19 protein-coding genes are annotated in these 22953 nt (G+C 69.9%); 11 read left to right on the top strand and 8 right to left on the bottom strand.

The features are described from left to right. Positions 1 to 261 precede the first annotated feature (261 nt). Together DR046_RS17735 and DR046_RS17730 are read right to left on the bottom strand one after the other, a co-directional pair. The gene (locus DR046_RS17735; protein WP_115383720.1) at positions 262 to 1236 is read right to left on the bottom strand and encodes a magnesium transporter CorA family protein; all 975 of its coding nucleotides are present in this window, start codon (positions 1234 to 1236) and stop codon (positions 262 to 264) included. A gap of 76 nt (positions 1237 to 1312) precedes the next feature. Next, complete coding sequence (locus DR046_RS17730) at positions 1313 to 1906, bottom strand: exopolysaccharide biosynthesis protein (protein WP_115383719.1); 594 nt, start codon at positions 1904 to 1906, stop codon at positions 1313 to 1315. Positions 1907 to 2464: 558 nt separating this feature from the next. On the opposite strand from DR046_RS17730, the gene DR046_RS23770 reads away from it, so the two are divergent. The 11 genes from DR046_RS23770 to DR046_RS17675 all read left to right on the top strand — a co-directional run bounded on the left by DR046_RS23770 (position 2465) and on the right by DR046_RS17675 (position 17269). Then, entirely contained in the window at positions 2465 to 2923 is a 459-nt protein-coding gene (locus DR046_RS23770) for a hypothetical protein (RefSeq protein WP_115383718.1), read from the top strand. A gap of 33 nt (positions 2924 to 2956) precedes the next feature. Then, positions 2957 to 3370: a heme-copper oxidase family protein gene (locus tag DR046_RS23765; protein WP_115383717.1), complete on the top strand. Its 414-nt coding sequence runs from the start codon at positions 2957 to 2959 to the stop codon at positions 3368 to 3370. 32 nt (positions 3371 to 3402) lie between these two features. Beyond that, positions 3403 to 4917 carry a flavin-containing monooxygenase gene (locus DR046_RS23760; RefSeq protein WP_115383716.1) on the top strand — a complete coding sequence of 505 codons (1515 nt, stop codon included), beginning with the start codon at positions 3403 to 3405 and terminating at the stop codon, positions 4915 to 4917. Between the two features lie 79 nt (positions 4918 to 4996). Beyond that, a complete protein-coding gene (locus DR046_RS17710; RefSeq protein WP_115383715.1) occupies positions 4997 to 5770 on the top strand; it encodes a DUF5602 domain-containing protein in 774 nt (257 codons plus the stop codon). A 193-nt stretch (positions 5771 to 5963) separates the two neighbouring features. Beyond that, positions 5964 to 6515, top strand: a complete 552-nt coding sequence (locus tag DR046_RS17705; RefSeq protein ID WP_115383714.1) for a hypothetical protein — start codon at positions 5964 to 5966, stop codon at positions 6513 to 6515. Beyond that, a complete protein-coding gene (locus DR046_RS17700; protein ID WP_115383713.1) occupies positions 6512 to 7867 on the top strand; it encodes a GAF domain-containing protein in 1356 nt (451 codons plus the stop codon). The genes DR046_RS17705 and DR046_RS17700 overlap by 4 nt, the downstream gene beginning before the upstream one ends. Positions 7868 to 8280: 413 nt before the next feature. After that, a complete protein-coding gene (locus DR046_RS17695) occupies positions 8281 to 11778 on the top strand; it encodes a chemotaxis protein CheB (RefSeq protein WP_115383712.1) in 3498 nt (1165 codons plus the stop codon). Continuing rightward, on the top strand, positions 11768 to 12148 hold the full coding sequence (locus DR046_RS17690; RefSeq protein ID WP_115383711.1) for a response regulator: 381 nt from the start codon (positions 11768 to 11770) through the stop codon (positions 12146 to 12148). The genes DR046_RS17695 and DR046_RS17690 overlap by 11 nt, the downstream gene beginning before the upstream one ends. Before the next feature lie 176 nt (positions 12149 to 12324). Continuing rightward, the gene (locus DR046_RS17685; RefSeq protein WP_115383710.1) at positions 12325 to 13527 is read left to right on the top strand and encodes a glutathionylspermidine synthase family protein; all 1203 of its coding nucleotides are present in this window, start codon (positions 12325 to 12327) and stop codon (positions 13525 to 13527) included. 19 nt (positions 13528 to 13546) lie between these two features. After that, a complete protein-coding gene (locus DR046_RS17680) occupies positions 13547 to 14098 on the top strand; it encodes a DUF1190 domain-containing protein (RefSeq protein ID WP_115383709.1) in 552 nt (183 codons plus the stop codon). A 195-nt stretch (positions 14099 to 14293) separates the two neighbouring features. Further along, positions 14294 to 17269, top strand: coding sequence for a cytochrome P460 family protein (locus tag DR046_RS17675; protein WP_115383708.1), 2976 nt, complete (start codon positions 14294 to 14296; stop codon positions 17267 to 17269). A 33-nt stretch (positions 17270 to 17302) separates the two neighbouring features. On the opposite strand, the gene DR046_RS17670 is transcribed toward DR046_RS17675, so the two are convergent. From DR046_RS17670 to DR046_RS17645, 6 genes are all read right to left on the bottom strand, one after another. Then, on the bottom strand, positions 17303 to 17908 hold the full coding sequence (locus DR046_RS17670; protein WP_167767164.1) for a phage tail protein: 606 nt from the start codon (positions 17906 to 17908) through the stop codon (positions 17303 to 17305). 23 nt (positions 17909 to 17931) lie between these two features. Continuing rightward, entirely contained in the window at positions 17932 to 18537 is a 606-nt protein-coding gene (locus DR046_RS17665) for a phage tail protein (protein WP_115383707.1), read from the bottom strand. A 37-nt stretch (positions 18538 to 18574) separates the two neighbouring features. Beyond that, complete coding sequence (locus DR046_RS17660; protein ID WP_115383706.1) at positions 18575 to 19189, bottom strand: phage tail protein; 615 nt, start codon at positions 19187 to 19189, stop codon at positions 18575 to 18577. A gap of 136 nt (positions 19190 to 19325) precedes the next feature. Continuing rightward, the gene (locus DR046_RS17655) at positions 19326 to 19604 is read right to left on the bottom strand and encodes a hypothetical protein (protein WP_135227327.1); all 279 of its coding nucleotides are present in this window, start codon (positions 19602 to 19604) and stop codon (positions 19326 to 19328) included. A gap of 22 nt (positions 19605 to 19626) precedes the next feature. Further along, positions 19627 to 21447: a carbamoyltransferase family protein gene (locus tag DR046_RS17650; protein ID WP_115383704.1), complete on the bottom strand. Its 1821-nt coding sequence runs from the start codon at positions 21445 to 21447 to the stop codon at positions 19627 to 19629. Further along, positions 21444 to 22262: an SGNH/GDSL hydrolase family protein gene (locus DR046_RS17645; RefSeq protein WP_245190994.1), complete on the bottom strand. Its 819-nt coding sequence runs from the start codon at positions 22260 to 22262 to the stop codon at positions 21444 to 21446. The genes DR046_RS17650 and DR046_RS17645 overlap by 4 nt, the downstream gene beginning before the upstream one ends. Positions 22263 to 22953 lie beyond the last annotated feature (691 nt).

Raw genomic sequence — 22953 nt, 5'->3', positions numbered from 1 at the left:
AACAACCGCCTGCTGCGCCCGCTGAAGCGGCGGATGCGCGGCACCGGCACGATCCGCGGCCACGCCTTCTTCGTAGGCGAGCCGCATCCGGCGACGGGGCGGGTCACGCGTTTCGCGTCGCCGCTGTTCCTCGCGCTGATCGTGATCGAGGTCGCGGACATCCTCTTCGCGATCGACTCTGCACCGGCATCGACTGGTCGCTGTGGAAGACGAGCGGGCGCGTCGCAGCAGCGCGGGAAGCGGCGGGCGCCTGAGCGCCCGTCAGAACCAGCCCCGCCGCTTGAAGTATAGCAGCGGCAGCACCGCCAGCACCACCATCAGCCCCAGCGCGAACGGATAGCCCAAGGCCCAGCCGAGCTCGGGCATGTGCTCGAAGTTCATGCCGTAGATCGACGCGACCAGCGTCGGCGGCAGGAAGGCGACGGCGGCGACCGAGAGGACCTTGATGGCCCCGTTCTGCTCGATGTTGATCATGCCCAGCGTCGCGTCCAGCAGGAAGGTCACCTTCTGCGACAGGAAGCCGGCATGGCCAGCCAGCGACCCCACATCCCGCGCGAGCGTCCTCACACGCTCGCGCGTTTCCTCCTCGCCGCCCCGCGTCAGCGTGCCATGCGCAAGGAAGCCCGCCAGCCGCTCGAGCGTGACGAGGCTGTCGCGGATGTTGGAGACGAGGTCGCCCTTGCGCCCGATCTGCTCCAGCAGCGACTGGAAGTCCCGGTCGGCCCCGGTCACGCCCCGCTTGGGCCGGAACACCGCGCGCGAGATCCCGTCGACCTCGCGGCCGGCGCGCTCTAGGATGTCGGCCAGCCGGTCGACGATCGCCTCGAGCAGCGCGATCAGCACGGCTTCGCCGTCGTCGAGGCCCGCCGAGGTCTTGGCCGCGCGGGCCGGGAAGCTGTTGAAGGCGCGAGGCTCGTGATACCGGATCGTGACCAGGCGCCGACCGGCCAGCACGAAGGTCACCGGGCACATCTCGGGGTCGTCCTCGTCCTCGCGCAGCGCGGGCAGGAGGGCGGTCATGAAGGCCGCGCCGTCCTCGTTGTAGAGCCGGGAGGAGATCTCGATCTCCTCCATCTCCTCGCGCGTGGGGACGTTCACCCCGACCAGCGCCTCGACCGCGTCCTCCTCCTCGGGCGAAGGGGTGAGCAGGTCGATCCAGACCGCCGCCTCCTCCGGCTCGGGCGGGCCCTCGATCGCGCGCAGGCGGCCCCCATCGCTCAGGAATCTCCGGATCATCGACCTCTCCATGCGGCTCGCGGCCGGTATCCAACTAGGGGCCGGAGCACGGAAGGACTACCCCCGACCCGGCGCCTCAGCCTGCGAAGCCGAACTGCCAGACGGCGAACGGGATCGCTAGCAGCAGCGCGAGCGACAGCACGACCAGCACCCCGTCCCGCGTGAGCAGCCCCGCCGCGAACAGCGCGATCACCGCCGAGGCGATGGAGCCCGAGGTCGGCACGATCTCCATGAACGGCATGAAGAGCGTGAGGCACAGGATCAGGACCAGCGGTAGCCAGAGCCAGGGGCGGTGAAACAGGAAGGTCAGCCGCCGCTTCAGGAAGCGCTCGATGAACTCGACGGGCTTGCGCAGCCAGCCGACCCCCTTGCAGAGCTTGGCCGTCGACATCTTCCGCCGGGCGATGAACCGCGGCAGCCAGATGCTGTCGCGCCCGAGGATCATCTGCACCACCATCAGGAAGGTGATGCCCGCCGTGACCGCCGTGAGGCCGGGGATCGCGCTCGCCGGCGAGGTCGAGATCAGCGAGAAGATCAGCATGAGCGAGCCGAAGGACCTGTGGCCAAGCTCCTCCACGACCTCCTCGACTGTGACGCTCTGGTCGTGGATCGAGTGCTCGAGCCGGTCGAGGACATCGCTCAGGGCGCGTGTTCGTTCTGGCGTGGTCATTTGGTGCCGCGTGTCCGTTTGATCATCCTTCCCAACGAACGAGTCCCGCTTTCGATCCCCTCGAGGGAGAGGATCGTCCGGAGGCGTCGGTTCTGCGCGGCGGCGCCCCGCTTGCCCGCGACCGGCATCCGCCAGACGGCGACGTTCCCTGTTCCGCCGCGCCAGGGCGCTTCACGGACCGAGGGTGCCCTCGATACGGCCGACCGGCCCCTTCCAAAGCCGGTCCGGGGCGGATGCTGGCCCGGGTCACGCCGGGTGGCTTCGAGGACTTCTTCCTCGACCATGCCGCTCCGCGCGCGCCCACGCCGGATTCGGAGGAGCGGGCCGCCTGACGCCGCGCTTAGCGGTCTTTTAGCATCCGGTTAGGAACCTTCTAGCAGGCGCCAGCGCCCGTTGCGTTCTAGAGGACCGCTCACGGCCGGTCCGCTGCCGAAACGAAGGCGGACCGGCCGATCCCACCCTCCGCGCGATGCGCGGACCGACCCCGAACCCGCCCGATGACACGGCGCCCCCGCGATGCGCGGGACGGCGTCGCTCGCCCCGATGCCGAGAGCCGCCATGTTCCCGCCGACCCATGTCCCCGCCAATCTCGCCCCCGCACGGCGCGACGCCGCGCTGAAGCTCGGACTGATGACTGCGATGGCCGGACTGCTGTTCGCCCTCGCAATCGGACCCGGCGCGGAGCCGGACGCCCCGGCCCTGCTGGTCGTCCGCCACGACGTCGCCGACCTGACCGCGTGGCGCCGCGCCTTCGACGGCGCCCTGCCCCTGCGGCGGGAGGCGGGAGAGCTGGCCGCGCATCTCGTCACGGACCCGCGCGACCAGGCGGCCGTCACGGCCGTGTTCCTCTGGCGCTCTGCCGCCGAGGCCCGCGCCTTCGCCTCCTCCGACCTCCTTGCCGAGGGCATGCGGCGGAGCGGGGTCGCGAGCACGCCCGAGATCGCCCTGATCGCGGGGACCGGCGCCGAAAGGCTGACGCCCCTGCCCGCCCCCGTGCGTGTCGCGGCGGCGGACTGATCCCTTCACATCGACAGAACCCAGGAGACCAACATGACCGACCTGTCCAACCGCTTCTTCGCCGGCGCGCTCTGCTTCTTCGCAGGCGGCGTGGGCGTCGCCGTGTACATGGGCCAGACCCAGGACTTCACGCTCCGGCCCGTGCACGCGCATCTCAACCTGCTCGGCTGGGTGTCGTTCTTCCTCTACGGCGCGTTCCACCGCTTCTTCCCCGAGGCCGCGTCGTGGCGGCTGTCGCAGGCGCATTTCTGGACCGCGCTGATCGGCCTGCCGCCCTTCATGGTCGGGCTCGGCCTGCTCGTCTCGGGCCGCCCCGATCTCGGCCTGCCGATCATGCTGCCGGGCGAGGCGCTGACCGTGCTTTCCGTCGCGCTGTTCCTCACGGTCGGCTTCCGCGCCCTCAGGGGCCGCCGCGCGCCCCGCGCCGTCGCGATGCCGGCCGAGTGATCCCCTTCCCTCTCTCATCAAGGAGCACCCCCATGTCCCTCACCTTCTTCCGCCACGACCCGCGCGCCGTCGCCGTCATCGGCGCCGGTCCCGGCGGTCTCGCCGCCGCGGCCTGGCTCAAGCGCGCGGGCTTCCGCCCCACGGTCTTCGAGGCCGCCTCCCGCCTCGGCGGCCAGTGGAATGCCGGCCAGCCCCTGAGCGGCGTCTGGCCCGGCATGCGCGCCAACACGAGCCGCGTGACGACCGCCTTCTCCGACCTCGACCATGCGCCCGGCACGCCGGTCTTCCCGGCGCAGGAGGACGTGCTCGCCTACCTGGAGCGCTACGCCCGCCAGCAGGACCTGACCCGCGCGATCCGGCTCGACACCCGCGTCGAGCGGGTGGCCCGCGACGGCGCGGGCTGGCTGGTCGCCTCGGACGGCCCGGATGGCCGGCGCCAGGAGGTCTTCGCCCGGGTGGTCGTCGCCTCCGGCCGCTACAACGCGCCGCGGCGGCCAGATATCCCCGGTCTCTCCGGCTTCACCGGTGCGGGCGGCGTGATCCACAGCTTCGATTATCAGGGCGCGGCGGCCCATCGCGGGCGGGACGTGCTGGTCGCGGGCTGCTCGATCTCCGCGCTGGAGATCGCCTGCGAACTCGCCCAGGGTGGCGCGCGCAGCGTCACGCTCGCCTGCCGCAGGATGCGCTGGATCGCGCCGAAGCTGGTGCGCGGGGTGCCCAACGACCTGATCGCCTTCACCCGCTTCGCGGCCATCGCGGGCGCCACCCTGCCGCCTTCGGCATTCGCCGATGCGCTGAAGGCGATGATCCTCGACTGGACCGGCTCGCCCGCGCAGGTCGGCGCGCCCGCCCCCGACGCGGACGTCTTCGCCGCGGGATTGGCGCTGTCGCAGAACTTCCTGCCGCTCGTCGCCGAGGGCCGCATCCGCGTACGCCCCTGGATCGAGCGGATCGAGGGCCACGCCGTCGCCTTCACCGACCATGCGATGTCGGTCTACGACGCGATCGTGCTGGGCACGGGCTACGACGTCTCGCTGCCCTTCCTCGACGACGAGACCCGCAGCACCGCCTGCCCGGAGGGCGACCTGAGACTGCACGGGCTGACCTTCCACCCGGACCTGCCGGGCCTCGCCTTCCTCGGGCTCTACCCGCAGGCCGGCCCCTACTTCCCGACGCTGGAGCTTCAGGCCCGCTGGATCGCCTATGCCTGGTCGGGTGCGGTGCCGATGCCGTCGGAGGCGCAGATGCGCGCAGGCCTCGACGCCGTCCTGCCGCCGGAGCCGCCGATGCACCTCGCCGCGGCGATCTTCGCCGCCGGGGCGGGGGTGGAGCCCGATCCGCGCCGCCACCCGGCGCTGGAGCATGCGCTGATGCTCGGGCCGCTCTCGCCGGTCTCCTACCGGCTGTCCGGTCCCGACCCGCTGCCGGACGCGCCCGAGCGGACGCTGGCCGCGGCCCACGCCTTCCGCCACGACACGACGCCCGCCCCGGGCGACGCCGAGAAGCTCGCCCTGCTGCGCACGCTCAGGACGGACGCCGCCGCCTGAGCGCGGCCCCCACGACCCTCTGTCCGGCCGCGCGCCAGGCGGAGCCCAACCCGAACACCCAACCATGAAGGAAACTCCAGTGACCCGTTCCATCCGCGCCGCGCTTTTCGCCGGCCTCGCCCTCGCCCCCTTCCCCGCGCTGGCGCAGGAAATCCAGACCGGCCCCGCGATGTCGCTCGGCGAGGGCACCGTCCACGCCTTCGCCGAGACCGACGCCGAAGGCCGCGCCACGCGCATCGGCGTCGCCATGACCGAGGCGGCCGTCGCCTCGCTCGCCCATGACATGGTCTTCGTTACCGTGCCGCTGCCCGAAGCCGCGCGCGCGGCGGGCTACGACCACGTCTCGCTGGACTGGATGCCGCATGGCCACGAGCCCGCGGGCCTGTTCGACACGCCCCATTTCGACGTTCACTTCTACATGACCACGGAAGCCGAGCGGCTGGCCATCGACCCGGCCGACCCGCTCTTCCAGGAGAAGGCCGCCAACCGGCCCGACGCGTCTTACCTGCCCGCCACCTTCATGGCGCCCCCGCAGCCCGAGCCGATCCCGGCGATGGGCGAGCACTGGCTCGACGCGATGGACCCGGTCTTCGCGGGCGCGCGTTTCGAGGCGGTGCTGATCTACGGCGCCTGGGACGGAGAGGTCACCTTCGTCGAGCCGATGGTCACGCGCGACCTGCTCGCGTCGAAGCGGGAGTTCGGGGGCAAGCTGGACCAGCCCGCGAAGGTCGCCCGCGAGGTCGCGCTGCCGGATAGCTGGAGCGTCTCCTGGGACGAGGAAGCGGGCACGCATGTCGTCTCGATCGACGGCCTCGTGGCGCGCACGCCCGACGCGGCGCCGGTCACGAACTGAGCTGTCGCCCCGGGCGGCCTTGCACCGCCCGGGGACGTGCCCCTGCCCTGCGTCCGGCCGCCCCCGCGGGAGGCCGGGCGCGTCGCCATGTGCTCGGCCCGAACATTACGCTTCTCCGCGGGCGGCTCGTGCGGTATCGTCGGCCTGTTACGGGCCGCATCCTGTCGCGCGGCCGCGCGTGCGGACGCTGCCCATGGGCCACCAAGGCTATGCCACCCCCCTCGACGACATCGCCGCCTGGCGCGGCGCCGCGCCCGCGCCCGGCACGCTTCCCCCGCATCTGCGCGCCTTCCTGCAATCGGGCGCGCATCCGATCCTCGGCACGCGCGGCGCCGACGGGCGGCCCCTGGTCGGCAGCGGCACCGCCGCCCGCGTCGAGGCGGACGGCACGGTGCGTGTGCTTGCCCAGCGGCTCGGCAACGGTCCCCTGCTGGAGGCGCTGGCGGCCGGCGCCGCGATCGCGGCCACCTTCAGCCACCCGCGCGACCACCGCTCCATCCAGCTCAAGGCGCGCGCTGTCACCGTCACCCCCGCCCGGCCGGACGACGCCACCGAGGCGGCGCGCCAGGTCGCCGTGCTGACGGACTACCTGCTGCGGCTCGGCTACGAGCCCGCCCAGGCGCGCGGCATCTCGGCTTTCGACGCGGACGACCTCGTCTCCGTCGAGTTCCTCCCCGAGCAGGTGTTCACGCAGACCCCCGGCCCCGGCGCGGGCACGGAGCTGCGCGCGGAGCCCGCCGCATGACCGCGCTCGACCTGCGCGCGATCCGCGGCGCGATGGACGGCATCTGCGTGTCCTACCTGTGCACCTGCGATGCGGAGGGGATGCCCAATGCCTCGATGATCAGCCAGGTGCACTGGGTCGACGAGCAGCACGTCGCGCTCTCCTACCAGTTCTTCAACAAGACGCGCCGCAACCTGCTGGCCACCCGCCGCGCCTCGGTCATCGCCATCGACCCGAGCACCATGGCGCAGTACCGGCTGCAGCTCGACTATGTCGAGACGCGCGAGTCCGGGCCGCTGTTCGAGATGATGCGCGCCAAGCTCTCGGGCATCGCCTCGCATCACGGGCTGGAGGGCGTGTTCCGCCTGCTCGGCGCGGACGTCTTCAGTGTCGAGAGCGTCGAGCAGACCGCCCCGGCGCGCCTCGTGCCGCCGCGTCGCGGGCTCTGCCTGCTGGCGGCGGCGCGGGCCTGCTGCGCCGACATGGCCGCGGCGGAGGACTTCGACGCGCTCGTCGACGCGGCGCTCGACGGGCTGGTGCGTCACCTGCGGATCGAGCACGTCATGCTGTTCCTCGCAGAAGGGGACGGGCGGCTCTTCGCGGTCGACTCGCGCGGCTATGGCCGCTCGGGCGCGGGCGCCGAGATCCTGCCCGGCGAAGGCGTGATCGGCACCGCCGCGCGCGAGGGCGTGCCGATCCGCATCGGCCATGCCAGCGCCGACTACCGCTACGGTGCGGCGCTGAAGGCGGCCGCGCTCAGCGCGGGGCTACTGGCCGAGGCGCCTGCGGGCGTGCCGATGCCCGGGCTGCAGACGCCGCACAGCCAGATCGCCGTGCCGATCCTGGCCGAGGGCCGCGTCGCGGGCGTGCTGTTTGCGGAGTCGCACGAGATCATGCGCTTCGCCCACGAGGACGAGGACGCGCTGGCTTTGGTCGCGGGGCATCTGGGGCTGATGGGCGCGCTCTTGCGGCGCGAGGAGCCGGTGCCGGGCGGCACGCCCGCCCCCCTGCCCGCCGGCTGCGCGCAGAGTTCGGTCACCGTGCAGCACTACCCGCGCGACGACAGCCTGTTCCTCGACCACGACTACCTCATCAAGGGCGTCGCGGGCGCGATCCTGTGGCTGCTGCTCTCGGAGCAGGCCGCGACGGGACGCACCGAGTTCACCACCCGCGAGTTGCGCCTCGACCCGCGCCTCAGGCTGCCCGCCCATGCCGAGAACCTCGACGCCCGGCTCGTGCTGCTGCGCCGCCGCCTGGAGGAGCGCGGCGCCTGCCTGCGCATCGAACGCACCGGCCGGGGCCTCTTCCGCCTGGTGACGCCCGGCCTCGTGATCCTCGAAGAGGTCGGCACCGTCGCGGCGGAGCCGGTCTGACCGGTCTTCTCGGCGCGGGGTCAGGGATCTCCTCCAGGACGGAGGCGAACCGGACTGGTGTGCCGCGGAAACCCGTTCGCCGGGGCCACCCCTCGGTGCGGGCGAAACCGGCGATCCCATCGCCGAGCAGGAGCGCCGTCATGCCCCGTCCGCTTGGCCGGCTCGACGCCGGCCCCTTTCCTTCAGCCCCCTGCACGCGGTCTTCCGGACCCGGTCCGTCCCTCCCTCGTCCGCCGGCGTCGCATATGCCCTGCTCCGGCCCCGGATGCTTCGCAAGCGGTCCGCTCACGGCACAAGATGCTGCGGACCGTCGACAGCGTGGCAAGGCCCGGCGCGGGGGACGCCTCGACAGCACGCGGCTGGGGTGAGACAAGCGACCGCACGTCTCCTCGAAGAAACAAGCGAGGCCAGCGATGGTTGAAGTCGACAAGGAGGCGCGGAAGCGGCAGGAGCCGCTGACGCCGATCTGCGCGATCGGCACATCCGCCGGGGGTGTGCAGGCGCTTCAGAAGTTCTTCGAGCGGATCGAAGGCGACCTGGGGCTTGCCTACGTCGTGATCATGCACCTTTCGCCGGACCACGAAAGCCAGATGAGCGAGATCCTGGCCGGGCGCACGAAGATGCCGGTCCGTCAGGTCGACGATACGCCGAAGCTGGAGCCGAACTGCGTCTACGTCATCGCGCCCGACCGCGAGCTCGTGATCGAAGGGAACAACGTCCACTCGCGGCCCTTCACCGAGCCGCGCCACATGCGCGCGTCGATCGACATGTTCTTCCGCTCCGTCGCCGCCGGGCGGGGAGACGGGCTCGCCGTCGTGCTGACCGGCGCGGGGTCGGACGGGGCGATGGGGGTCCGCAAGATGAAGGAGGCGGGGGGCGTCATCTTCGTGCAGGATCCGGCCGAGGCGGAGTACGGGATGATGCCGCGCAGCGCCATCGCGACCGGCGTCGCCGATTTCATCGAACCCCTGGAGCGCCTGATCGATCGGATCGCCGAGGTCGCCAGAAGCAAGACCGCGCTCCGGCGGCTGGACGACGACGAGGCGGAGGTCCAGGTCCGTCAGATCATCGCCTTCCTGCACGCCCGCACCGGGCACGACTTCTCAAGCTACAAGCGCGCCACGGTACTGCGGCGGATCACCCGCCGGATGCAGGTGACGCGGCAGACGAGCCTCGCCGCCTACGCGCAATATCTGCGCGAGAACCCGGAGGAGGCGCAGGACCTCTTCGGGGACCTGCTGATCTCGGTCACCGCCTTCTTCCGCGATCCCGGCGCCTTCGAGAGCCTGGTCGAGCAGGCCATCGCGCCGCTTTTCCGCAACCTGAACGCGGACGAGAAGATCCGCATCTGGTCGGCCGGCTGCGCCACGGGCGAAGAGGCGTATACCCTCGCCATGCTCGCCGTCGAGGAGGCGGAGCGGCAGCGCGAGGTCCCCGCCATCCAGATCTTCGCCACCGATCTCGACGACGGCGCGCTCGCCACCGCGCGGGAGGGTCGTTACCCGAAGGCCATCGAGGCCGATGTCTCCGAGGACCGGCTCAAACGCTTTTTCATCGACGAAGGCACGCATTACCGGATCAGGCAGGAGATCCGTGACCTCGTCCTGTTCGCGCGTCACAGCGCGCTGAAGGACCCTCCGTTCATCAACCTGGACCTGATCGTCTGCCGCAACCTGCTGATCTATCTCGAGCGGGAACTGCAACGTCAGCTCCTCGCGCTCTTCCACTACGCGCTGAAGCCGGGACGGTACCTGTTCCTCGGCTCGGCCGAGAGCGTCGACATGAAGCCCGAGCTCTTCACCGCCTGCGACCGCGAAGCGCGGGTCTACACGGCGAAGCTCATGAGCGGGCGGCACGCCGACCTCCTGACGCAGCTCCCGCGGGAGCAGCGGCCCCCGATGCCGGGCGGGCGCAAGCACGAGCCCGAACAGCCGCCGAAGGCTCCGTCCTCGGTCCATGCCACGGCCCTGGAGGAGTTCGCCCCGCCCAGCGCGCTGGTCGACGAGGAGCATCGCATCGTCAATCTCTCCAAGACCGCCGGACACTTCATCCGGCCGCCGGAGGGGCCCCTCAGTTCCGAGTTGCCGGTCCTCGTGCGTCCCGAGCTTCGGTCGGAGCTGTCGCGCGCGCTGCATCGCGCCTTCGCGGCCGACGAGACGACGTTGTCGCTGCCCGTCTCGGTCGGGTTCAACGGCTCGAGGCGGCGGGTCGTGCTGCACGTCCAGCCGGTCGCCAGCCAGCGCTCGCCGGGGCGGCATGCGCTCGTGCTGTTCATCGACGGGGGGGCCGCCTCGGCGGAGGGCCTGCCGGTCGAGACGTCGGGCGATACCGGCGATGCCGAACGCGTCCGAAAGCTGGCGGAGGAGCTCAAGACGACGCAGGAGCGGCTGAGCGCCAGCCGCCGCGAGCACGAGGCGTCGATCCAGGAGCTTCGGATCGCCAACGAGGAACTCCAGTCGATCAACGAGGAATACCGCTCGACCGCAGAGGAGCTCGAGACCAGCAAGGAAGAGCTCCAGTCGATCAACGAGGAACTCTCGACCGTCAACAGCGAGCTGAAGGGCAAGCTCGACGCCATCGCCTCGGCGCATAGCGACCTTCAGAACCTGATCAACGCGACCGAGATCGGCACGCTGTTCCTCGACCCCAAGCTCCGGATCAAGATGCTGACCCCGGCCGTCGAGCAGCTCTTCAGCGTCACCGACAGCGATGTCGGCCGGCCGATCACCGACTTCACCCACAAGCTGGCCTATGACGGCGTGGAGAAGGACGCGGCCAAGGTCCTGCGCGAACTGACCCCGGTCGAGACGGAGGTCGAGACGCGGGACGGCCGCTGGCTGATGATGCGCCTGCGTCCCTACCGGACGGTCGAGGACAAGATCGAGGGCGTGGTCCTCAGCTTCGTCGACATCTCTGCGCGGCGCGAGGCCGAAGGACGCCTGCGCGAGAGCGAGGCGCGCTATCGCCGGCTCTTCGACTCCATGGACGAGGGCTATCTGCTCGCCGAGGTGATCCGCGACGAGGCCGGCGAGGCCATCGACATCCACTACGCCGATGCGAACCCGGCGGCGATCCGGATGGTGCACGCCGACCTCACGGGCCGGCGCATGTCCGAGATCAGCAACGATTTCGAGCCGCATTGGCGGACGGTGCCGGCGCAGGTCTTGGAGAGCGGGGAGCCGGCGCATGCCGAGCTCTTCGCCCAGCAGCTCGGCAGCTGGTTCGAGATCAACGTCACCAAGGTCGACGCAAGGCAGGTCGCGATCCTGTTTCAGGACATCACCGAGCGGAAGCGCCACGAGCGCGAGCGTGAACTGATGATGGGCGAACTGAACCACCGGGTGAAGAACATGCTCGCGGTGGTCCAGTCGATCGCGAACCAGACGCTGCGGTCGACGCCCGAGCCGGCGAAGTTCACCGCCGCCTTCGGAGAGCGTGTGCGGGCGCTGGGTCGGGCGCACGCCCTGTTGACGGAACAGCATTGGCGCGGCACCGATCTGCGCAAGCTCGCCGAGGCCCTGCTCGGCAGCTTCACGGACGCGGACGCCAAGCTTCGGATCGAGGGACCGCGGGTGCGGCTCGCACCGGTCGCCGCCATCCCGATGTCGATGGCACTGCACGAGCTGGCCACGAACGCGGTGAAGTACGGCGCCTTCTCGGTGCCGGCGGGAACAATTCTGCTGACCTGGGAGCTTGAAGGGAAAGGCAGGGACAGGCAGTTGCAGGTGATCTGGAAGGAACAGGGCGGACCGACCGTGGCGCCGCCGACCCGCGAGGGGTTCGGACGGCGCATGCTGGAGCGCGGGATCGCGCACGAGCTCGACGGAAACGTGGACCTGGACTACGCGCCGGCTGGGGTCATCTGTCGAATGTCGCTGCCGGCCGAGAACGCCCTCGCCGATGAAGATTGACCGCCTCCGCATCCTCGCCGTCGAGGATGAGGCGATGATCGCCTTCGAGCTCCAGGACATGCTCGAGGATCTCGGCCACGAGGTTCTGGGACCTGTCGCAAATGTCGACGCGGCCCTCAGGTTGCTCGGCCAGTCCGACCCGGATGCCGCGATCGTCGACGCCAATCTCGGCGGCCGATCCGCCCTGCCGATCGTCGAGGCGCTTCGCGCGGCCGGCATCCCCTTCGCGCTCGCCTCCGGTTACGCCTCCGCCGAGCTGCGGCAGTTCGGGGAGGTCAGACCGTTCATCAAGAAGCCCTACGGCCCCTGGGACCTCGAACGCGCGCTGAAGGCGATCCAGGGTCGGAACCCGTCGCCGCGGCCGACGTGAGACGGCGGCGGGTGGCTCTTCCGCGCCTTGCGACGAATCCGTCAAGAATGCGCGTTGCGGCCTGCGCGGCATGAAGCGGCAGAGATCGACCGCGCCGCATGGATCGCGCAGGACGTCTCGCGCGTCGTCCCCGGGGCCGTCGGCCCTAGTTGGAAGCAGGACAGGCAGGATCAGGCATGCGGAAAGTCACGGGAACGGAGCGGGCGGACTGGCAGGCGCGGGCGGAGGCTGCGGGCTTCACCTTCCATTCGATGCATGGGGAGCCCTACTGGGACGAGACCAGCGCCTATGCCTTCACGCTGGACGAGATCGAGACGCGGCTCGAGGACCCGTCGACCGAGCTTCACGCCATGGTGCGCGAGGCGGTCGGGCGGATTGCGGGCGACGAGGCGCAGATGGCACGGCTCGGCATCCTCGAGGAGCACATGGACTTCGTCGCGGGCTCCTGGCGGGACGGCGAGCCGGAGCTCTACGGCCGCATGGACCTCGCCTATGACGGCAAAGGTCCGGCCAGGCTGCTGGAATACAACGCCGACACGCCAACCTCCCTCTACGAGTCGGCTCAGTTCCAGTGGGACTGGCTGGAGGGCGCGCGCGACGCCGGGCTGATCCCCGAGGGCGCCGACCAGCTCAACCGCCTGCAGGAAGCGCTGGCCGAGCGGCTGGCGGAGATCTGCGCGCCGGGCGAGCAGCTTCATTTCGCCGCCATGGCGGGCGCGGCCGAGGATTACGCGACCGTGGAGACGATGGCTTACGCTGCGCGCGACGCAGGTTTGGGCGCGCATTACGTGGACATGGGCGCCATCGGGATCGACCCGTCGGGGCGGCTGGTGGACGCGGAGGCGCGGATCATCGGCACGCTCTTCAAGCTCTACCCGTGGGAGGATTTCCTGCGCGACGAGGCGGCGGACGCGCTCGCCGCCTCGGGCACACGCTTCCTGGAGCCGCCCTGGAAGGCGCTCGTCTCCAACAAGGCGCTGCTCGCGGTGCTCTGGGAGATGTTCGAGGGCCACCCGAACCTGCTGCCCGCCTTCCTCGAAGCCGAGATCGCCGGGGGCACGCCCGCCTGGGACCGGGCCGAGGCCGTGGGCCACTTTGCGCAGGGCACCGTGCGAAAGCCCATCTTCTCGCGAGAGGGGGCGGGCGTGCGCATCGTGGGGCCGGACGGCGCGCCGCTGGAGACGTCCGGAAACGCGACCTATGACGCGCATCCGATGGTGGTGCAGGCGCATGCGCCCCTTCCCGAGATGGACGGATTCCGGCCGGTGATGGGGACCTGGATCGTGGGCGAGACCTGCGTGGCCCTCGGCATCCGCGAAGATAGGTCGCGGATCACGCAGGACCTCAGCCGCTTCAAGCCGCATTACATAGAGGCATGACACGCCCGAGGAGGACGACATGAAGGCATCGGCACCCAAACGGATCGTGCTGCTGGGCGCGGCGAGCGTGATCGCGCTCGCCGGCTGCCAGGAGGAGCGCGCGGACGTCGTGATCTTCGACGACCCCGAGGCTTGCGCCACGGGCGGGCTGGAGGCGGAGCTCTGCGCCGAGCAATATGCCGAAGCTCTGGCCGAGCACGAGGAGACGGCCCCGCGCTACGACGCGCTGGCGGTCTGCGAGGCGGAGCACGGGGACGGCGCCTGCATCGAGGACGAGTCGCGCCCGTCGATCTTCATGCCGCTGATGGCGGGGTTCCTGATGGGCCAGCTGCTGTCGGGCCGCGGCTACGCCGCGCGCGCGATGGTGCCGGCCGCCGGCGGGGGCTTCGCCACGACCGACGGTGCCACGCGCGCGTCCAGCCTGTCGGGCCGCGGATCGGTCGGCGCCTCCGCGCTGACGACCCAGGCGGCGAGCACGCGCAACGCCGCCCCCCTCACCCGCTCGACCGTCGCCCGCTCCGGCGGCTTCGGCGGCGCGCGGACCTCGGGCGGGCTTGGCGTGGGGGGCTGAGGCGGCCGGTTGCCGCCGCAGGTCGTGGGGAAGCGAATGCCGGGCAGCCGCCTCCGCCCTGCGCATCCGGAACGTAGTCCACGACAGATCAGCCCCGGCCCCTGATCCCTCAAGGGGACAGACCCCTACGCCCTCACGGCAGGCCCGGCCGGGAAATTCGTTGAACGAACGGAGGTCCGTCGTTAGCGTCGACGCATGCCATGGCAGAGAGGCCTGGACATGTCCTTCAAGAAGGCGATCCTGACCGGCATCTTCGCCCTGGCGTCGAGCAATCCGGCTGCGGCCCAGGACCTGCCGCTTCCTTCGACGCTGCCGCTGCTCGACTACGAGGCGCAACTCTATCCCTTCGTCGCAGACCGCGCCTTCGCGACGGCGGGCTGGGCGCGGGACAAGAGCTGGCGGGACACCGGACCCTATATCCTCGACTCGAACTACGGGGTGCATCCGGCCGTGCGGATCTACTACTCCCCCGGGATCGTCGACTGGCTGGAGGCTGGGCGCGAAGGGCGCATTCCCGATGGCGCCATCGTCGTCAAGGAAATGGCGACGCCGCCCGCCGCGCGCTACGTCGAGCATCGGGCCGCGCTGGACCGGGCCCATCCCGACGATCCGCAGCGGGTCGAGGCGGAGATACTGTCCTACCTCAAGGCGGACGGCGCCCTGAACTGGACGGTAATGGTCAAGGACAGCGGCCTCAGCCATGGCGGCTGGTTCTTCGCCTCCGTGGGGCAGGATGCGGCGATCGACACGTTCGATGCGCCCTTCGCGCCGCCCAGCGGGGCGGCGGGCGACGGGTTCTGCATGCGCTGCCACGCCTCGGCCGCCGAAGAACTGATCTTCTCGACGCTCGACAACGTGGAGGGCTACGACGGGGAGCCGCTGATCTTCCGCGTCGACGAAAGCTGGCGCGACCTGCCGGCGGTGCAGCGCCCCGCCATGGGGCGGACCGAGCAGGCGCTGATCGACTATCTCTTCCACGGGGACGACGCCGTCGCGGCCTCCAATGCCGGTCTGCCCGCTTCGCCGACCGAGATCGACCCGGCCTTCGCCGCGACCTTCCCGCCTGAGGGGATCGACCCGACACGCGACGACCTGCAGACGCTGCCCAGCCAGTGGCTCGACAGCGTCCCGTCCCGTCCGGGCGCTCCGCAGCATTTCCTGACGTCGGACAATTGCGTCGGCTGCCATGGCGGTCTCGGCGGCCCGCCATCGGGCACGACGATGTTCCTGCAGACCGGCCCGGCCTATGGCGACGGCTACAACATCTCCGAATACGGCGAATGGCGCTGGTCTCCGATGGGGCTGGCGGGACGGGACCCAGTGTTCTTCGCCCAGCTCGAAAGCGAGTTCGCGCTGCTGGAGCAGCTGGGCGCGGGCCATCTTTCGGCGGATCTCGGCACCACCTGCCTGTCCTGCCACGGCGCGATGGGACAACGTCAGCTTCAGCTCGACGCCCATGCCAACCCCGGGGCGGGCCTGGATCCGAACGACTTCAAGCCCTCCTACGCCCAGCTCCACGCGCCACTGACCCAAGCCGAGAAGGAGGCGCAGGTCGCCGACGGCACCTTTGCCTATCATGAATACGGCAATCTCGCCCGCGAGGGCATCTCCTGCGCGGTCTGCCACCGCATCCAGCCGCCCGAGCGGGCCGAGGGCCAGCCGGATTACACCGCGCTCGAAACCTACCTGATGAACGGCACGACGGGCGTCTTCCGGATGGGCGCGGCCGACGAGCTGTACGGCCCCTATGACGACGTAGCCCAGACCCCGATGCGGAACGCGATGGGCATCGCGCCGGTCGGCAACCCCTATATCAAGGAAAGCGAGCTCTGCGGGGCCTGCCACACGATCAACCTGCCCAACGTCGACGCGGACACCTTCGACCCGCTGGAAGGCTACAGCGAAGCCGATCAGGAGATCTTCAACCAGGCCGCCCGCAACGGCGCGGCGTTCCTCAATGCCGAATACGGCGTGACCTTCCCCGAGGCGCTGACGGAGTTCCAGCATTCGGTCGAGCAGGCCACCTACCTCGAATGGGTGAACAGCCAGTTCAACGAGCCGGGCACCGCCCGGTCCTGCCAAGACTGCCACATGAGCGGCGGCTTCCGGAGCGCGGACGGAGAGATCGACATCGACCAAGTCACGACGCAGATCGCCTCGATCCAGGACAGCACCTATCCGGACGTCGCCAACCGCGTCCCCGCCGATCAGATCGACGTGCCCTTCCGCGACACCTACAAGCGCCACAACTTCGTCGGGCTCAACGTCTTCATGGTCGAGATGCTGCGCCAGTTCGCCGAGGAGATGGGGATGAGCCGCACCGACCCGATGACCTACGCGACCAACGGCGCGGAACTGACGATCGACACGATGGCGCGGCAGGCGGCGGAGGAGACCGTGGACGTGTCGCTTTCCCTGGCCGAGGGCTACGGCGGGCTCGTCGCGGAGGTGACGGTCGCCAACCTGACGGGCCACAGGATGCCCTCGGGGGTCGGTTTTCGCCGCGCCTTCCTCGAGGTGCGCGCGGCCGGACAGGACGGGTCCCTGCTCTGGTGCTCGGGCTGCACGAACGGAGCCGGGGTGATCGTCGACGGCAACGGCGTGCCGCTCGTGACCGAGTTTCTGGACGTCGTGCCGCCCGGCGCGACCGAAGCCCTGTTCCAGCCGCACCACCTGGTCGTCACCGATCAGGACCAGGTCCAGATCTACGAAGAGCTGACGCAGAACGCCGAGAAGGTCTTCACCACCAGCTTCGTTCAGCGGGTCCATCACCCCAAGGACAACCGGCTGACCCCGCTGGGCATGCTGATGCCCGGCACGGACACCTTCCGCGCCAAGTTCGGCGACAGCGAGGTGACGGCGGCCTTCATGAAGGCGACCCGTCCGGAGGGCGGCGCGACCAAAGACCCGGATTTCCTGCCGGGATCGGATCGCACCGAGTACCGGATCCCCCTGCCCCAAGGCACCGATCCGGCCTCCGTGACGGTGACGGCCACGCTCTATTCGCAGGCGATCCCGCCCTACTACCTGCGGCAGCGGTTCCAGACGGCGCCGGACGGACCGGCGACGCAGCGGCTCTACTATCTCGCCAGCCGGTTGGAGACCGAGGGAACGCTGATCGAGGACTGGAAGCTCAGGACCGGCTCCGCCTCTGCAGCGCTGGAGCGGTAGGGCCGGCCCGCCGAGGCGCGCCGGCCGATCCGGTCAGTCGCGCGACGGGTAGATCCCGTCCGTGACGATGCATTGCCGCATCCCGAGATACGGGTCCTGGATCTGGAAGGGCTGCCCCCCGCCGGTCGTGGCGATCATCTGGGCCGACATCGTGACGGTCGGTGGCTGATCGGAATAGATCGTCTCGGTTCCCGTCCCCTCATCGGGCGCGGCGGCCAACAGCTTGCCGCCCGGTCCCGGCATGTCGCCGTCGAGGTTGTTGGCATTGACCGCGTGGCTGTGCGCCGGCATCTGCGCAACGGTCATCGTGGCCGTCGGCCCGGCGCCGAAGCGCTGCCCCTGAACCCGGGTCGGGCCGACCGTCCCGGTCCCCTCTCCCATCAGGCGTCGGCCCCGCGCCTCCGGAATGCCGAAGGTACTGGCGCCATCGCCTCCATAGGTGGTGCCGAGCAGCGAGAAGAGCGCCGAGCTGTTGCTGATCGACAGAACTTGCCCCTCCAGCGCCAGGGTGCCGCGCGGGCAGAAGTCGAAGGCGACCGTGATGATCTCGCCGAGATAGTAGTCCTGCGCCTTGATCATGCCCGGAGCGGCCAGGGCGGCGGCAAGGGCGAGGGCGGGAAGAGGCTTGAAGGTCTTCATGATGTGTCTCCTTTCCGGGCGCATCAGGAGCGGGGAGGGTAGATACCCTCGGTCACGACGCAGAAATTGACGACCGTGTTGGGATCCTCGACCGCGACGGGCTGTCCCCCTCCGACGGGCGCGATCATCAGCGGGCTCATCGTCACGGTTGGTGCCTGGTCGGAATAGATCGTCTCGCTTCCGGTCCCGCTGGGCGGGGCGGCCGCCAGCAACTTGTCCCCCGGGCCGGGACGGTCGCCGTCGAGGTTGTTGGCGTTCACGGTATGCGAATGGTTCGCCAGGTTCGCTTCGCTCAGGGTGATCTGCTGGACGCCGCCGCTCTGGCCCCAACCGACGGGGGCCAGGCCCGGACCGGTCCCGGAGTGCAGCGGCGCACGACCGCGCAGGTCGGGCAGACCGAAGGTCGTGATACCGTCACCGCCATAGGTGGTTCCGATCAGGGAAAACAGCGCGTCGTTGTTGGAAATCGAAAGAAGCTGCCCGTCCGCGGGGGCGGTGCCAAGCGGGCAGAAGCTGTAGCCGTTGGAGACGACTTCTCCGATGTAGCGCTGCGCCTGCGCGGGCGCCGGGCTGAGGGCGGCGGCACCCAGGGCGATGGCTGCCAGGGACAAGGGAACGACTCGGATCATGGAATGGGCTCGCAATGCTGCTTGAGGATCAGACGGGTCAGGGACGTTGGGGATAGATGCCGACGGTCGCGATGCAGTACCGGATGACGATGGTCGGATCGATGGTCGCGATCGGCTGCCCGCCGCCCTCGGGCGAGATCATCTGGTCGGACATCGTCACCGTCGGCGGCTGAGTCGAGTAGATCGTCTCGTTTCCCGTCCCTCCGGTCGGGGCCGCCGCCAGCAGTTTGCCGCCCGGTCCCGGCAGGTCGCCGTCGAGGTTGTTGGCCCTGACGGCATGGCTGTGGTTCGGGATCTGGCCGACGGTCAGGATCTGCTCGACTGCGCCCTGCTCCGATCCGCTTTGACGCGGGGCGAGACCGGGGCCGGTCCCCGCATGGATCGGGGTGCGCCCCCGCAGGTCCGGCAGGCCGAAGGTCGTGCGGCCGTCGCCGCCGAAGGTCGTCCCATAAAGCGAGAAGAGCGCCGTATTCATGGCGATCGCCATAAGCTGACCCCCCGCCTCGACCGAGCCGCGTGGACAGAAGGTGAAGGCGACCGGGAAGATGTCGCCGATATAATCGTCGAGTTGGGCGGCGGCGCGGTCGGGAATGGCTGCCGACGCGAAGACGGCGGCCGCCAGGAGGCGGAATGAAATGGACGGTCTCATCATGAGAACTCTCGTTTGGCTTGCGGAACTGCGCCGGCGACGTAGCGTCAGCTTCCCGGACGATAACAAGCGCCAGTTTCAATGCCATGATTCTCGAAACCCGAATTGTGTCGAGTTTTACGCAATGCCCCTGGACCGATCACACGACCGGGTAGACGAAGCGGCTGTCGCGCCCCGCCTCTACCGGCCCGTCCTCCAGATCCAGCGCCCCCTCCCGCAGGGCCGCGTCCAGCGCGACGCAGGTCTCGGCCAGCGCGCCGCCGGATTCGGCGGCGACCGCCAGCAATGGCCGCATCCCGGGGCCCAGCGCCTCGGTCATCGGCCGGAACGCGGTGCGATGGGCGTCGGCCGGCTCCGATAGGCCGCCTTCCGGCAGGGGTCCGGCGGCGTCCGCGGCAGGTCCGAGAAGCGCCCACATGCGCTCCAGGAAGGTCGGGGCGTCAATCTTCGGCAAAGCGGTCCTTTCCGACGCGGGCATCGATCCCTACCCTCTGCGCGGCACGCAGCACGAGGTATGGACCGAGGGCCAGCGCATCCAGCCGGGTGTTCAGAAAGGCGTTCACCGCATCCGCCGGCGTGCAGACGATGGGTTCGCCCCGCACGTTGAACGACGTGTTGAGCAACATTGGGCATCCGGTCTTGCGGTGGAACGCCGCCAGGATCGCCGCCACCCGCCGTGCGTCGTCGCGCCGGATCGTCTGAAGCCGCGCGCTGTAATCGACGTGGATCGCCGCGTTGAACCGGCTTTCGACCAGGCTCTTCAGGGCGCCGGGGTGCTGGGCGCCGGTCGCGCGGGCCGCGGCGATGTCCCCCTTGCCGCGCCAGGCCGGTCGCAGCTTCGCGACATGGAGCATGTAGGGATCGTCCGTCTCCCCCTCGAAGAGCGCGGACGCTTCGTCGGCCAGCACGATCGGAGCGAAAGGCCGCCAGCCTTCGCGGAACTTGATCGATCTGTTGACGTGGTTCAGCGTGTCCTTCCCTCGGGGATCGGCGAGGATGGACCGATTGCCCAGGGCGCGGGGCCCGAACTCCATCGGTCCGTCGAAATGTCCGACGATGCCGCCTTCGGCCAGCAGCGTGGCGAGACGGTCGGCGCAGGCGTCGTCCTCGATCCGTTCGAAGACCAGATCTTCCGCCTCCAGCGCGGCCCGGCAGGCGTCAGCGCCGTAGGCCGGGCCGAGCAGCGCATGCCGCATGCCATCCGGCCTCTGCGGTCTGCGCGGCGCGCCGTCCTGCCGCGCGACCTCCAGCGCGGCGCCGAGCGCGCCGCCCGCATCGCCCGCCGCAGGCTGGACCCAGAGATTCCGCACCTCGCGCCTCAGACGCGCATTCGCCACGCAGTTCAATGCGACGCCGCCGGCAAGGCAGAGATCGGCGCGCCCGGTCCGCCGCAGCGCCGCCCGCGCGAGGCCGAGAACCGCCTCCTCCAGAACCGCCTGCACCGACGCCGCGACGTTCATGTGGAACGGCGTGATCGGATCCTCGGGACGGCGGGGGGGCTGAGCGAACATCGTCTCCAGCTTGCGCGACATCGTGCTCGGGCCGCGGTGATGATCGAAGTAGGACAGGTTCAACGCAAAGCCGCCATCCGCGCGAAGCTCGATCACCTCGTCCCGGAGGCGGTCCGCCAGGATCGGCGCGCCGAACGGGGCCAGCCCCATGAGCTTGTATTCGCCCGAGTTGACCCTGAACCCGCAGAACTGCGTGAAGGCGCTGTAGAACAGACCAAGCGAGTGGGGAAACCGGACTTCGCCGACCGGGACCAGTCCCTCGGCGGTTCCGTCCCAGATCGTCGTCGACGCGCCTTCGCCCACGCCATCCACCACGAGGACCGCCGCCGCCTCGAAGGGCGAGGGATAGAAGGCGGACGCCGCATGGGACCGATGATGCGGGACGAAGGCCACCTTCTCGGCGCCGGCCAGTGCGGCGAGCCGGCCCGGCAGCTCGTCCGACAGCTCAGCCAGGGTCTCGATGAGTCGCGGCCAGAGCCGCGCGCCCGAGGGGGCGACCGACGCCGCCGTCTCGACCATCCGGCGAACCTTCAGCACCGGATCCTCGAAATACGCGACGCGGTCGAGCGTCGCCCCCGCGGGCAGCCGCGAAAGGCAGAAACCGATCGCGTTCTCCGGAAAGCGCCAGTCGCCCTTGCGGCGGGTGAACCGTTCCTCCTGCGCCGCCGCGAGGATGCGGTCACCCTGCACGAGCGCGGCCGCAGAGTCGTGGAAGTGGGACGAAACCCCGAGGACGATCGGCGCGGTCACTGGCCGCGCTCCGACAGGAGTCGATCGACCAGGGGCAGGATGCGAGCGGCGAAGATCTCGTTGCCGCGCGCATTCGGATGCGCGTCGCGCGGCAGGAAGTGATGGTCGCTGTCATAGGGGACGGATGCGTCGAGCATGTCCGGACGCATTCCAAGCAAGGCGTCCGAAACCTCGGGCTCGACGCGGTCCAGCAGCACCGTCCCGACGGGGAGGCCGGCGGCCCGCGCCGTGGCCTCGGCGAGGTCCAGCACATCGCAGAGCGTGCGCAGCAAAAGGTGATCGTCGGGCAGGAACGGGCCGAACGCGGCCGCGCCGAGCGCCGGTTGCCAGATCCGAACGTAGTCGATACGCAAGGTCCCGTCCGGTCGATGGCGGGCGACGGGCAGGTGCTCCACCCCGAGGTCGTGCCATTCCGGAGACAGGAAGGCCCGCATCCGCGCGGGATGCGGCACGATACGGAACCGGTGGTCCGTGATCGTGGCGAAGATCGCGGCATCGACGAGACCCGACGCGATGTCCCGACGCATCTGCAGCAGGTTCTGGACCGTGCCGTGACCGCCGATGCCTCGGTTCAGCATCCGGAGATCGGGGCGGGCGTGCTGGAGCCGGGCCACGAACGTCTCCTCGTCGGCGAGGCAGGTCCCATAGACGAAGGAGCATCCGTAGATCCCAACGCGCGGCCCTGTGGACGGGCGGCCCGGCACATGGCGCCAGCCATCGCCATCGACGGTCTGCACGACGGACTTGCGGATGAGGGGGCGGACACCGTGGCGGGGCGTCAGTGTCCAGCCAATCACGGGATCGGGACGAAACATGAAGCGCGGCTTCGAGACAATCCTACCCAACCCTTCGGACGGCATCTCCTCTGGCTTCTCGTGTGGGACAACGGACGACATTTTGTCTCTCTTGCCAGTGGGCAGCCGAGCGGAAACCGGAAAACACGTCCAGGTCGTCAGTCAGGCAGCCGCTGATGGCGCGCTGACTGCAGGCTGGAGAACACACTCACAGATGGATGTGACACTGGATAATCACAGGGCGCATATATGCGCAACCTGGCGTCCGGGGCAGCTTGGCATTGATCGTGTGAGCGCCCCCGATGGCTTGTGATGTGCCAGGTCGGGTCAGCGACGATCCCCAAAGGGGCGGCGATTTTCGAGATTGCCGCGGTCGGGCTCCAGATAGGGGGTCAACACCCGCGCCATTTGACAGCCGGGGCGGCCCCGCGTCCTGTCCCGCCTGGCGTGGTAGTGCTGGCGCCAGCCTCCGATGAGGTGCTGTCGTGAAGGTGGTGGAGATTTGAGGTTGGCGTAGTCTCCGGGTTTGAAACCAACGCAGAACGGCGGTTGCCGCCGCCGTGGAGACCACGCCATGGACGAGACTACGATGGGGTGCGCAACTGCGCCAATGCTGGAAGGCTGGAGCGATCCGATCGAGGATGGGGTGCGCGGTCGTGTCCGGGCCTGCATCGAGGCGATCCTCGAGGAGGAGCTGGAAGCCGCTCTTGGG

Origin of the sequence: Jannaschia formosa (genome assembly GCF_003340555.1) — a bacterium.
Lineage (GTDB): Bacteria > Pseudomonadota > Alphaproteobacteria > Rhodobacterales > Rhodobacteraceae > Jannaschia > Jannaschia formosa.
This window is presented reverse-complemented; position numbering and strand designations above follow the sequence as displayed.